8 protein-coding genes are annotated in these 12,291 nt (G+C 72.1%); 6 read left to right on the plus strand and 2 right to left on the minus strand.

Annotated elements, in window-relative coordinates; genetic code table 11:
* The first annotated feature begins 927 nt into the window (after positions 1–927).
* From ACIGW2_RS32780 to ACIGW2_RS32805, 6 genes are all read left to right on the plus strand, one after another.
* The gene (locus tag ACIGW2_RS32780) at positions 928–3,465 is read left to right on the plus strand and encodes a hypothetical protein (protein WP_399847698.1); all 2,538 of its coding nucleotides are present in this window, start codon (positions 928–930) and stop codon (positions 3,463–3,465) included.
* A 169-nt stretch (positions 3,466–3,634) separates the two neighbouring features.
* Positions 3,635–4,762: a hypothetical protein gene (locus ACIGW2_RS32785; RefSeq protein WP_399847699.1), complete on the plus strand. Its 1,128-nt coding sequence runs from the start codon at positions 3,635–3,637 to the stop codon at positions 4,760–4,762.
* A 1,009-nt stretch (positions 4,763–5,771) separates the two neighbouring features.
* Positions 5,772–6,170, plus strand: a complete 399-nt coding sequence (locus tag ACIGW2_RS32790) for a hypothetical protein (RefSeq protein ID WP_399847701.1) — start codon at positions 5,772–5,774, stop codon at positions 6,168–6,170.
* Between the two features lie 144 nt (positions 6,171–6,314).
* Entirely contained in the window at positions 6,315–6,686 is a 372-nt protein-coding gene (locus ACIGW2_RS32795) for a hypothetical protein (protein WP_399847702.1), read from the plus strand.
* Positions 6,687–6,893: 207 nt separating this feature from the next.
* Entirely contained in the window at positions 6,894–7,847 is a 954-nt protein-coding gene (locus tag ACIGW2_RS32800) for a ParA family protein (protein ID WP_399847704.1), read from the plus strand.
* Complete coding sequence (locus ACIGW2_RS32805; protein ID WP_399847706.1) at positions 7,844–9,022, plus strand: hypothetical protein; 1,179 nt, start codon at positions 7,844–7,846, stop codon at positions 9,020–9,022. The genes ACIGW2_RS32800 and ACIGW2_RS32805 overlap by 4 nt, the downstream gene beginning before the upstream one ends.
* Positions 9,023–9,070: 48 nt before the next feature.
* On the opposite strand, the gene ACIGW2_RS32810 is transcribed toward ACIGW2_RS32805, so the two are convergent.
* Complete coding sequence (locus ACIGW2_RS32810; protein ID WP_399847708.1) at positions 9,071–11,326, minus strand: DUF6884 domain-containing protein; 2,256 nt, start codon at positions 11,324–11,326, stop codon at positions 9,071–9,073.
* Between the two features lie 160 nt (positions 11,327–11,486).
* Entirely contained in the window at positions 11,487–11,870 is a 384-nt protein-coding gene (locus ACIGW2_RS32815; RefSeq protein WP_399847709.1) for a hypothetical protein, read from the minus strand.
* Positions 11,871–12,291 lie beyond the last annotated feature (421 nt).

The raw sequence follows: 12,291 nt of genomic DNA on the forward strand, positions 1-12,291 counted from the left end.
GTCGCCACCCCGCGCGCGGGTACATGGGCCGCGACGCGGCCCATGCCTTGATGCCGCTTCGCGGCATCTGCTATGGCCCCGCTTCGCGGGGCCAATGATCCGCTTCGCGGATCATGCCTTTGGCTGCGGGTTCAGTGTGATCACTAGGTGGAACCCGCCGAACGGTGCACCCCTGTGGATAGACGCATTTTCGCAGGTCGGAGGCTCTTTTCTTGCAGGGCCGGCCTCGGTTGGGGATCGGTCCCGTTCTCAGAAACCGCTGTTGCATGCACTGTTTTTCCACATGCCGAAAATCGAACAGACGGAGGGGGTGCACGGGGTGGCGGGTTCGGGTCTGACCAGCGAGAACGGCCGTCCGATGCCCCCTCTTATTGGGAATGGTTCCCAACAAGCTGTTCGAGTAAGAGTCACCTTCTTTGTTTCACCCCTTACCGATCACGGTGCACTCGTGGCGGATTCAGGGCCCGTAGACCCCGTTTCCGCTGGTCAACGCTGAAACCGCAACCCTGTGCACTCTTTTTCCACAGTCCGCTGGCCCGTCGAGAGCGGCTGTGCGCCCGCATGAGCCTCCCGACCCCCGACGCGCACTCCCAAGGTAGACGGCGCGCGGCTAGGCCCGGAGGGCGGCGCCTAGGCCCCTTCCTGGGCCCGTTCCGGTCACCCCTCCCCCGGCGGTCGGCCGGTCGGTCCGACAGGATGCGGCAGTCTCAACGCAACTCACAGTTCAACTTGTAGTTCAGATGCAAGTTGGCTAGTGTGGGGACCGCACCAACCGCCGCGGACAAGCCGCGGCGGACCGGAACGGAAGAGGCTCGAATGACTGCAACTCCCGCACTCCCGATGCCCGTTGCCGCAGCGCTCGCCGAGGGCGCCCCGCGGAACCTGGGTGCGCTCGCCGGCGCGGCTACCGGCCGCGGGTGGGGTGCCATGGTGGAGCGGGACGGCGACGTGTGGACGCTGGTCATTGCCACGCCGCAGGACTCCCGTACGGAGCGCTACGTGTGGCGCGCGGGCAAGTGGTCGACGTCGAACCCGCGCGGCTACCGCGCTGCGCTCGCCTTCTACCGGACGGAGGCGGACGGGGCACCCCGTGCGACGGTTGCGGACACTGCGCCGGTCGCGCCGGTCGACACCCCGGAGTGCGGGGAATGCGCCGACGGTTCGTGCGTGGACTGCGTGGCGGAGGCCGCGGACCGTAAGGGCGTCGAAGAGTTCCGGGTCAAGGCGACTAAGGCGCATGACCGAGTGTCAGAGGGACTGAAGCGGGTTAAGGCCGCTTACGAACGTGGCAACGCTGCCCAGGAGCGGGCGGAGGCGGCGGCGGAGCGTGCGCGCGTTGCTGCGGCGGCGGAAGATGAGCGGCTGTCCGCGCGGGTGGCCTACGCGGACGCACTTGTGTGGTCCCTCCCCTACGGTTCCGTGGAGCGTCGCGCGGCATTTGGTGAGTGGCTGTCCGCCCGTTGGGACGTGTCGGAGGGTCCCGCGGCGGAGGCGTACGCGGAGGCAGACGAGTACCTGTCTCGCGTACAGGCGAGCGCGTCGGAGGGGTGGGCCGACGATGACCGCGCCGGTTGGGAGGACGCTCTCGAACGAGCCGAGCACGCGCACAAAGAAACCATGATCGAATACGGGGCCTTTGAGCGTGAGGACAAGTGGCGCGGCGTGATCGTGCCTCCCTCCCTGTTCGACGCCGAAAGCGCGTGGGAGATCATCCATGGCCACTCTCGGGACATGGCTGCCTTTGTGCGTCATGCGGAGGCGGCGGCGGACGCTGCGGAGGCGGACGCGCAGCAGGCGCAGGAGTGGGCGGACGCTGCGGAGGCGGCGGAGGGGGACGACGCTGCGGACGCACTGACCCTGTTCACCCTGGGGACCCCGGACGTGCGGCAGGAAGACATGGCGCGTGCGCACTACGGGGTGTCGGACCGTGTGGCGGAGGAGTGGGCGGCGGACGCTACTCCGGTCGCTCCGGTCGCTCCGGTCGCTCCGGAGAGTGCGGCGGAGACTCCGGCCGAGTCGTCCCCCCGGAAGCGTGCCCGTAAGGCGCCGTCCGTGGCGGAAGTTGAGCGCGCGCGTAGGGCGGCGGAGGAGTGGCCGGAAGCGATGGAAGCGCGGTCGCTCAACGACCGATACGAGGGGGAGTTCCGTCGCTCCGACCTGCTGTCGGAACTGTCCGTGTGTGGTGAGCGGTTTCCGTTCCGCTTCCATTTCGAGTCGGGCGGCGGACACACCGTGACGCTTCCGACGGGGGACGTGCGCGGTACGTGGGGTGAGGTCACGGGTGCCGCTATCGCGTACGTGATCGCGGAGCGTCCGGCGTCCGTGCTGCAAGCGACGGCCGAAACGGCGCGCGTGTACGGCATCCATGCGGAGCGGGCGGCGGAGCGGGCGGAGGAACACGCGCGGACGGCCGTTTCGGTCGGCATGGCCCGTGCCGCTCTCGACACGGTTCGTGCGTTCGCGCAGCGCATTGACTGGGATGGGCTGACAGATGAGCAGTACGACAGTGCCCGGGGTGCGGTCCGTGAGGCCGAACAGTGGGCGGAGCGTGCAGAGTCCGCGTACGGACGGGGGGACGTTGACGCGGCCCGTTGGGCAGCGCGTAACGCTCTCGCCGTCGCGCGCTGGTTCGGGCTCGCCGCGCCGTCGGCTCAGGAGTGCGCGGAGCGCGCGCCGGAACCGCGCGCGGTTGCCGGGCGGGCGCGGCCGGAAGCGTCGGCGTTCCTGCTGCGCATCACGCGCCCGGGGTCGGAAGGACCGGCCGAGAAGGTCGAGGTTCCGACCGGTGGCGCTCCGATCGAGGGGGGCGCCGTGACGGAGGCCGCTCCGGAGCCGGCGACTTCCGGAGAACTTGACGCAGACACTTCAAAAGGCGACACCGTCCCTGGTGAGAAAGGGGGGGTTTCCCGAGAACTTGACGAGTGCGCGCCAAAAGAGGCGGCGGAGGTGCGGCAGGCCCGCCGCCACGCCGAGGAGGAGCGACGGGCCGCGGTCCGGTGGGCCGAGGAGGAGCTCGCGCAGGCCGAGGAGCGCGCGCAGCGTCAGGGCGGGTACCCGTCCGCGCAGGCTCGCCAGATCGGTGAGGGGAACGCGCGGCGCGCGGTGCAGGATGCCCGTTGCGTTCCGATGGCGGCCGAGGTAGCGACCCTGGCCGCGGGCGGCTCCGTCCGGACGGGCGCCCCGGCGGGCCGGGCGGTAGCGGTGGCGGCGGTCGGAGAGCTCGCGCCGGCGGGGGCGGGGGCGGGGGCGGCTGTCCCCGACAGCCTGTCGCGTCGTGCTCAGGGGCGGGGGTGCGGGGGTGTTTTCGCAGGTCACAGCACGCGACAGGGCGCGACGCGACAGGGGGCGCGACAGGGCACGCTACAGGCCCCAGGCCGCGGAGAGGGGCCCTCTCAGGGTACGGGGGGCGGGGGCCGCCGCCCCCGCCCCGCCCGGTCGGCGGGTCGGACGGGGCCGGCTTTCTAGGACTTGACGAGTGCACGTCAATAGCGACAGAAGGGGCGGGGGTTCGCCCATGGGTTCATCGGAAAGCTTGACAAGAGCACGCCAAGGACGGGGCGGGGGGTCCCCTCCCCCGAGCGAGACATCGCCCGTTCGGGGGCGCGGTGTCGGACCGGTGTGCCACGGTGCCGCCATGACCCACGACGACCCTGCGGCGGATTCCCCTCTCGCGCTCTCGATTCGCGTCCCCCTGATCCTCGGCGAGACGACGCTCTCGCTCCTGGCTCGCACGGCCGCCGCCAACGGTCCCGATCTGCCGGGCCTCCTGCGGGCCATCGACGAGGGCCTCGACCTCCCCGCCGAGGAGCTCGACCCGCAGCGGAATGAACTCCTCCTCTCCGCCGAGGCGCTCGACCGCCTCGCCGTCCTCCTCGACCGCGGCGCCGACCAGTTGTCCCGGATGCTCCCCAGCGCGCACCCGGACCGGCTCGCCGCCATCGAGGCCGCGCGCATCGAGCCGTGGCCCGACGAGCTCGGCGCGGCGCCCCTGCCGGCCTGCCCGCTGTGCATGGAGCCCGGGGCGTGGCTCGCCGCCACCGGGCACCGGTGGCGGCCGTGCCCGTGCGGCCGTCGGTGGCTCGCAGGGGATGATGGCGGGTACCTCGTCGACACCGCCCCCGTCCCCGAGCTCGGGACGGCCCTGCACCGACACCGAGACCTCGTCCACCGCCTGGGCCCCGTCGGTGACGCCCTGCTCGCAGATGCGCATCAGGTCATGCTCTGGTGGTGGGTCTCCATCCCCCGCCGCCGCAGCGGGGGCGACGGGCGAGGACTCGCCGACGTCTGGCGAGCTCGCGAGGACGCCCTCAGGATGACCCGGCACCGCCGCCGCGCTGCCCCCATCGTCGTCTACCCCGAGGCCGTCACCCTCGCCGAACACATGTGGTCATGGGAGGAGCGGCGCCGGAAGCGCGGAGCATCCTCCGCGGCATGGCTCAAGACCGTTGCCGCCGAGCTCGCCCCCGCCGGCGCCCTCACCCGGCAGCAGCGCGAGCCCCTCGCCTACTGGCTAGAGCAGCACCGGACCGAGCCCGCCGGGAAGCCGGTCGGACGCACGGACGCCGACCGTAGATGGGCCCGCCTCCCCGCCCTGCACCGAAGGGCGACGGAGCCCGGACCGTTCCGAGCCCCGTCCTGTCTCATGTGGGTCTACGGCCTCCCCCTGACCTCGACCACGGCCGTCTGCCCCCGGTGCGACGGCCGCGCCCCGAGCTGTCGATGGGTGCCGTATCCCGAGTGCACCGGACGGCCCGGAAAGTAGGGAACCCCGCCCGATCCGCCCCGCCCTGCCGCCGCCGTACGCTACGGTGCCGCCCAGGGCGGGGACGCCGCCCATACCGCTGCCCCTCGCGCCCACGCCGCGACAGGGGCGCCGACGGTAGAAGGTCCCTCGGGAAGCCGTACCGCAGAAACGAGCTGACGATCCGTTCCGTCCGGGCGGGTGGCGTGGGGACCGAGGCCCGGAGTGGGAGGGCATCGCCATGCCGAAGCGCACCGCCGTACAGAAGCGCGCGCGAGAGATCCAGCACGCCGAGGGCATCGGGTATCACGACGCACTCAACCGCGCACGAGCCGAGGCCGCAGCCGCAGAACCCGCCACCGAGGCGCCGGCGCCCGCCCCGGCCGCCGCGGCGTACATCCTCGAACCGACCGCCGCCGAGGCCGAGCTCGGCATCACCGCCGAGGAGCTCGGCGTCCGCGCGCTCCCGGCTGATGCCGGCCCCGCCCGCCGGGCGCGCGCCGAGGCGGTGTGGCGGCCCGTGGCTGACCCCGCCCAGCCGTGCCGGTGCTCGGGCACCGGATGCGAGCACGGAGACGGGTGCACAGAAGGAGACGGCGGGGGTGACGAGTGCGAGGGCCGCCTCGTCCACGTCGACCGGCACAGGGGCGGTGGTGGTGTCGGCTCCGACGGTAGGCGGCGGGGCGCATGTCCCCAGCTCATAGAGCATGAGCACCCGTCATAGCCCCTGGTGGCGAAGGGGGTGCACGAAATGGCGGGTTCAGAAGCGCGGGAAGGGCCGGAATTTCCCAGCGTGCGGGCGCGGGACCAGGGTGGACGCCCCCGCAGGGGTGCACGGTGCGGCGGCATCAGCCCCCGGGGGGTGCACGAGATGGCGGTTTCAGCGCGACCAGCGGTTTCGCATCCCCGGACCAGGCCAGAAGCGCCGCCGCGCCCGGCCGCGGCGGGTTCAGTCGAAGGACTCCCCGCCGTTGCCCGGACCCGGCAGACTCGACCGGTGCCCACTCGATCACCAGGAGGACACCCACCCATGCACCGCACTGAACCCGCTACGGCTGAACCCGCCGCGCCGCCGGTCCCGCTGCCTGCACCCCTGCGCATCCTCGACACCGAGGAGTACGACCGAGCCATCACAGCCGCGCGGAAGGCCGGGCGCAGGGACGGTGTCGGACTGAGCGTGGCCGAAGAGATCGCCGCCGCCGCGCTGATCTCCGCTGGCCTCTTCCCCCCGGCGCACGTCGAGGAGCTCGACGCCGAGTGCTGCACCGCGCAGTGCCTCGCCTGGGATGCCGAAGGGGTCGACCCCCGCTCTCTCGGAGAGTGGCACCAGTGCGGCGACGAGCCCGGCCACGAGGGCACCGACCACGACAACGGCGAGTTTGCGTGGTCCGACGGGCAGCCCGGCACCGTCCCGGCCCGCCAGGAGTGAGACCGCAGGACCCTGCACGGCGCGGCCCCCGGAGTTCCCAGGGCGTGCCGTGCGGCGGTTTCTGCGCGCGTGACGCGACGGCCCGAATCCCCGCCCGCCCTCGGCCGGCGTGACCCTTTCGGCTCTCGCAGGGTTGGGCCCTGCATGAGAAACAAGATCATCACTTCCCTCGTCGTCGCCGCGCTCCTCGCTACGGCCTCCCCCGCCCACGCATCGGGCGACAAGCAGGCCGGGCCCGTCGGTATCGGCGTCATCGGATCGGGACTGCGAGTCAAGGAAGTCCGCGCCCTCCTCGACGGGTGGGAGCCGGGAGCCCGAGCACGGGTCTCCCTGTGGCGAGGCGGCAAGTTCGACAAGTGGGTAACCCGCTGGAAGGCAACGAGCTCGCGCGAGACTTCCGGCTTCCGGTACGAATACGCGAGCTGGAAACTGAACCGCGACTACCCCCACAGGTCGAGGCTGTGCGTCGAGTTCGAGCACCGCGACGAACGGCCCTGCGTGACCATCCAGCGGTGAGGGCATGGACGAGGCCCCGGAGTCCCGGCTCCGGGGCCTCGCGCTCTCCGGGCGGCGTCCACGCCCCGCCGAGCGCGACCTCTCCCGGGTATCCGGAAATCCGGACACCAGTAACCGCAAGGGTTCCGGGGCCTTCCGGAGTCGCAGGCGGGGGATTTTCGGGGTGCGAGTACGTCGAGAGCTCCGATCATGGCTACCGTCTACGCCATGACAGCAATCACCCGCATTCCACCCCTCTCGGATGATCTTGAGTTCCTCTCGATCGTCTCGCAGTGGGACATGGAGGCGCCGTATCACCAGTGGTCCGCGGCGACTCTCGTTCCGGCCACCTTCCGGCCTGCGTCGAACCCTCGCGTGTTCGTCGTCACGAACAACAAAGGCGGCGTCGGCAAGACGACGACCGCCGTCGAGCTCGCCGCCGCTTGGGCCGCAATGGGGCTGCGGGTCCGCCTGATCGACGCCGACCCGCAGAACGCGGCGATCACGTATTGGCTGGGTGTGGAGTACCCCGAGGGCCTGCCGGTCGAACAGCGCTACAACCTGCGTCATGTCTTCCTCGGCACGCCGACCGACCCGCAGGACCCGAACAGCCCCACGCGGGAGGTGTCCCTCGACGAGGCCACCTACCCGACGCGGTTCGAGAACCTTCACGTCGTTCCCTGCACGCCGGACCTGTCCCGCGTCGAGTACGAGCGCACCAGCGGCACAGACAACGCCCTGCGGTACGCCATCGCCGAAGCGCAAGAGCCGTTCGACGTGACGGTGATCGATGCTTCCCGAACCATGAGCCTCGTCACCCTCGCGTGCCTGATCGCTGCGGATGACGCGATCATTCCCGTGAAGCCGGGAGCCCTCGACGCTCAGGGCGTGCTCAGCATCAACACCACCATTGAGAAGATTCAGCGGCGCGAAAACCCGAAACTGCGCGTCGCGGCCATCCTCACCACCATGTGGGAGAAGAGCGACCTTGCCCGGGAGGTGGAGGAGCAGGCCGCCGAGGACTACCCCGACGCGATCGTCTCCCCCATCAGGAAGACCACCAAGGTAGGCGAGGCTCCGGCCACTCATCAGCCGACCCGCCTCCACGCGCCCCGGGCAACCGCAGTCGCCGACTACGGCCAGGTAGCCCGGCTCCTCTTGGATCGGACGAGGGCCGCATGAGCACCGAGACCAACGCCCCCCGCACGCGCCGGCGGAAGCTTGGCATCTCCACCAAGGCGACGAATCCGGGGGAGGCGACGGAGACGGCGGAGACGACAGAAGACGGTAAGACCTCTGCCGAGACCATCACCGAGGCTGCCGAGCCCGCCGGGCAACTCGACCTTCCTGCGGAGACGAGGGAGCGGCACGAGAACCAGGACCAGGAGGACGACCTCCTTTCCAACTTCGGCGGCGGCTTGCCTGCCGTCGTCGACCCGTTCGCCCCGCAGCTCGTCGACCGAACCCGTCTTCCGGATGCTCCCGAGGAACGGCTCGCCGTCTACGAGGCCGCGATCGAGACCTCGCGCGGAACCCTGGCCGACACCGTCAGCCGGGCGCGCTTCCGTGCCGAGATCGAGATCGGTTTCGTCCTCGACATCATCCGTAGCGAGCCCGAGCTCTACGTCCCCCAGTACGGGACCATCGAGAACTACGGGCGCACCCGGTGGGGCTACAAGCGGTCCACCATGTACGAACTGATGGATACCGCGCCGATCCGTCTTGCCGCGGCATCCGGAAAGGCCCTGTCCGGAAATCCGGACACCAAGGGCCGCAAGGCATTGGGGCCCCCCGCACCCAGGGCGGCCCTTGAAGCGGCGCCCGCTGATCCCGCCGCGCAGGAAGATGACGCGCCGGCCGAGACCGCGCCGGCCGAGACCGCAGCGGCCCGCGTCGCACCGCGGCCGATCCCGGTCGAGCTCTCCAAGTCGGTGGCGCTTGAATTCGTGCCCGTCTGGCGAGCTCAGGGTGAAGAGGTGGGCCTCGCCATAGTCGCCGAGGCGGACCAGAAGGCCCGGGAGAGCGGACGGAAGCTCACGGCGGCGCTGGCTCGGGAAGTGGTGAAGGACTGGGGTGCGCTCGGCACTTCCGAGGGGGAGGAGGTAGGCGGCGAGGATGCGCTCCTGCCCTCCGAGCGGGCGCGGCGCGAGGCCACGAACAAGGCCCTCGCATCCGCCGCCGCCGCTGTCGAGAAACTCGTCGCCACCCTGGGCAAGCTCGACATGGAGAGCGCCCCGCCGCTCGACCATGCCGAGGCCGAGCGCCACGCCAAGGCCATCCGTGCGGGTGGCCGGTGGCTGAACGGGAACGTCAAGATCCCCGCGGAAGTGGTCGACGCCGAGATCGTGCAGGACTGACCGACACAAAGGCCGGGCCCCAATCGGGCCCGGCCGTCTCCGTGAGAGCTAGCTCCCGTACAAGCTGCGGCACAGAGCTACAAGGCTCGGATCGGTGACTCCTTGAGCGCTCCGGCACACGTCCTGCATGGAGTAGCTCGGGGTTGCCGGAGCGTGGGAGGGTGACCGCCGCTCGGTCCGCTGAGGCGGCAGCGGGACCGGCGGCCGGTGCGTGCGATGCGGCGCCGGCGGCGGTCCCGAGGGGCGTACCGCAGGGGCGGGCACTGGCGGCCGAGGAGTCCGCACCATCTGCGGAACCGGCCGACGGCGCGGACCGGCCGACGGCGACGGGACGGGATCCGTCCGGGCGAGCTCCTCGCGCGCCGGGGCCTGGGTGACCCTCGCCGGAGCGGGGACGGCTGACGCGTCGGGATGGACACGCGGCGCAGGACGGCCGTCCGCCGGGGCGACGGCCACACAGCCGGTAGTCAGCACGGCGAGACCGGCGGCGAGAGCGATCACGGGACGGCGCACCCGCCCACCGTGCCCGACACCGAGCCCCGTTGCGCTCTGCCGCGCGGCGAGCCACCGGTTCGGGGGACACACCCCGGTGCGCTTGTTGCCGCGGCCCTGTCGTGCTGTCTGCCGGGCCGGGGAATCGGGGGAGTCCTCGCAGGTCGCGCCCGTCGTCACGAGGACTGTCGTCCGGCGGCGCGACAGGGGACGCGACAGGGGACGCGCTCCGACGGCGGGGCCGAGCTCGACCGGCCGCACCGGCGCGGCGGGGGAGTCGAGGAGCTCCTCGTCCTCCTGGGCCCGGTCCTCGACGGCGGCCTCGACGGCGGCGCGCGTCGGGTCGTAGATGGAGGCGAGGCGAGCGAGCTGTTCGCCGATCCCCCGCGTGCCCGCGAGCGGCGCGGCGAGCTCCTCCCAGACCTCGCCGGCGAGCTCGACGTACGCCCGGCCGCCGAGCACCGTCACTGCCGCCCCAGAGATTCCGAGCTCGTGCGCCTGCCGGCGCAGCGTCTCGCCGTCGACCGTGCCCGGCGCACCGGCCCGAAGGTCATAGTTCAACAGGTGCTTGTCGAGCTCGACGAGTCCGTACTTGGCCGACAGGATCAGCACCCGCCCGGACCGGCCGCCCCGCGTGAGGACGTCGGCCGCCCGGCGCATCGCCCGGTGGTAGCTCCCCACGTACAGATCACCGGCCCGTGCGCCGATCACCGGCTGACCCTTGCGGATTCCGTCGGTGAACGTGGCCTTACGGCCCCCGCACGCCACGATGACGACGCGCTCGCGCTCCTCGGCGGCGGCGCGGCGGCGGCCCGCAGGGGTGATCCGGACCTCGCCCGCGCGGGGCTTCCACACGGCCTCGGCGACGGGCTCGGTGTTGGTGCTCGTTCGCGTCCAGTCGACGAGTCCGGCCGCCCCCAGGACCCGCAGCGTCCGCAGGTTCACGGCCTCGGGGAGGAGGCCCTCCGGGTGCGCGGCGGCGGTGTGCAGCCAACGGCGCTGCACGGCGGTGAGCTCGACGGCGGGGAGCTCGACGGCGGGGAGCTCCTCCTCCTCCTGCCCCTCGGCAATGTCCTCGGTCGGCGCCTCGGTGGCCGGGAGCTCCTCGCCGTCGAGGACGGCGGACAGGCGCTCGGCGCGGCGCAGCTCGGCGGCGAGGAGCTCGGCGGCCTCGCGGTCGTGCGCGGCGGCGTACGGGTCCGAGACGCGGTCCGCGGCGGCGAGGAGCTCGGCGACCTCGGCCTCGTCGTGCATCCGGTACAGAGACACCGGGCCCGCGGCCCTGACGACGTCCCACGCGACCCGGGCGGCCTGGTCCCACATCGGCGCGTCCGGACGGACGTACGGGGGCAGGCAGGAGATCCCGAGGCAGTCGGCGACGGCCGCGAACGCCGCGGCGCGGAACCGCCGGGCGTACGCGCGGCGCCCGGCGGCATCGACGTATTCGAGGACCTCCTCCGCGGCGGCGCTGCGGGCCCACCGGCCGTAGACCCGGGCGGCCTGGGTGGCGAGGGCCTCGACGCGGGCGAGGTAACGCGGGACGGCGGACAGGAAGCGGGCGACACGCTCGGGGGCGCCGGACACGTCGAGGCGCAGCTCGTCGGGAGCGGGCAGGGGCGCGTCAGAGGAAGCGGGGTTGTAGTGCAGGGTGCGGTACGGGTGGCGGGTCTCGACCCGGTAGACCGACGCGAGGCGGCGAGCGGCAGCGGCGCGGGCCTTGCCCTTGCCGGCGGCCGGGGCGAATTCGAGGGCGGCCTCGGCGCGGTCGCGGCCGATGGTGATCCGGGACGGGGTGGCGTACTCGGCGCTCATGCGGTGTGGCTCCTGCGGGCGGGGGTGGGTGTCCGATCACCCTCCCACAGTTACACATGAACTACAAGTTCAACTGTGAGCTGTGCTGCGATTCTGTTGTGCCGTGCGGCGCTGAACACGACAACGGCCCCCGACGGGGGCCGTTGTCGTGTGCCGGGGCCTACTCGTCGGCCTGGGCCAGATGCTCCGCTCGGTGGTCGCCGACCTCCCGCGCGTACCCCATCGCCTGATCCGCGAGCGCCACCGCACCTTCAAGGCACCGCCAGCTCATCGCCTCGACCGCCGCCGGGTCCGTCGCGTCGTCGCACAGGATCACGTACGGCGGGAAGGAGACGTGCGGCACCGGGCTCCCCAGGGGCAGCGGACCGGACGCCCGCCCCTTCGCGAGGTCCTCGTCCCACGCCCGCAGCCCGCTCGACGTCACCCCGACATCCGTCATCCCGGCGATGACCAGGAAGGCGGTCGCCGTCAGCCGCACCATCGGTTCGCCCTGGTTCCGCGTCCGCGTCTCCCGCACCAGGCTGATCCGGTAGTGCTCGTGCATAAACTCGATCGGCTGACCCGGAGTCCGCCGGATCGGCGGCCGGGCGCCCGGCTCCACGCGAGGGGCGCCGATCGCGCTCGGCGACGTCTGCCGCCACGACATCAGGCGACGAGGGGGGGGTGTAGCTCGACATCACAGACTCCTCAACAGGCCACAGGGGCCGCCCCCCAGTCGGGGGCGGCGAAGAAGGGGGGCCATTCCCGCGAGAGGCGGGCAGGGGTGCGCAGTCGCGACAGTGGATCACCCCCGCTTGCGCGGGGAGTAGAGAGACCTCGCTCGTAACGAGGGCCATCCCCGCCGAAGCGGGGAGCAGTCGGCAGGCGAACGTACGAGAGCCGTCGGCGCCGAGGCGTCCCCCGCAGGCGCGGGGAGCACGACGCCGAAGGTAGCGCACTGTCGTGACGGCACGCAGGCGATCCGG

Source organism: Streptomyces sp. NPDC053541 (assembly GCF_044544705.1).
Taxonomy (GTDB): domain Bacteria; phylum Actinomycetota; class Actinomycetes; order Streptomycetales; family Streptomycetaceae; genus Streptomyces.

What these genes read in the sequence shown, in the direction of transcription:
- ACIGW2_RS32805 (WP_399847706.1), top strand. Translation starts at nt 7,844, where the DNA reads ATGAGCACCGAGACCAACGCCCCCCGCACGCGCCGGCGGAAGCTTGGC.
- ACIGW2_RS32800 (WP_399847704.1), top strand. Translation starts at nt 6,894, where the DNA reads ATGACAGCAATCACCCGCATTCCACCCCTCTCGGATGATCTTGAGTTC.
- ACIGW2_RS32790 (WP_399847701.1), top strand. Translation starts at nt 5,772, where the DNA reads ATGCACCGCACTGAACCCGCTACGGCTGAACCCGCCGCGCCGCCGGTC.
- ACIGW2_RS32785 (WP_399847699.1), top strand. Translation starts at nt 3,635, where the DNA reads ATGACCCACGACGACCCTGCGGCGGATTCCCCTCTCGCGCTCTCGATT.
- ACIGW2_RS32780 (WP_399847698.1), top strand. Translation starts at nt 928, where the DNA reads ATGGTGGAGCGGGACGGCGACGTGTGGACGCTGGTCATTGCCACGCCG.
- ACIGW2_RS32795 (WP_399847702.1), top strand. Translation starts at nt 6,315, where the DNA reads ATGAGAAACAAGATCATCACTTCCCTCGTCGTCGCCGCGCTCCTCGCT.
- ACIGW2_RS32815 (WP_399847709.1), bottom strand. Translation starts at nt 11,870, where the DNA reads ATGCACGAGCACTACCGGATCAGCCTGGTGCGGGAGACGCGGACGCGG.
- ACIGW2_RS32810 (WP_399847708.1), bottom strand. Translation starts at nt 11,326, where the DNA reads ATGAGCGCCGAGTACGCCACCCCGTCCCGGATCACCATCGGCCGCGAC.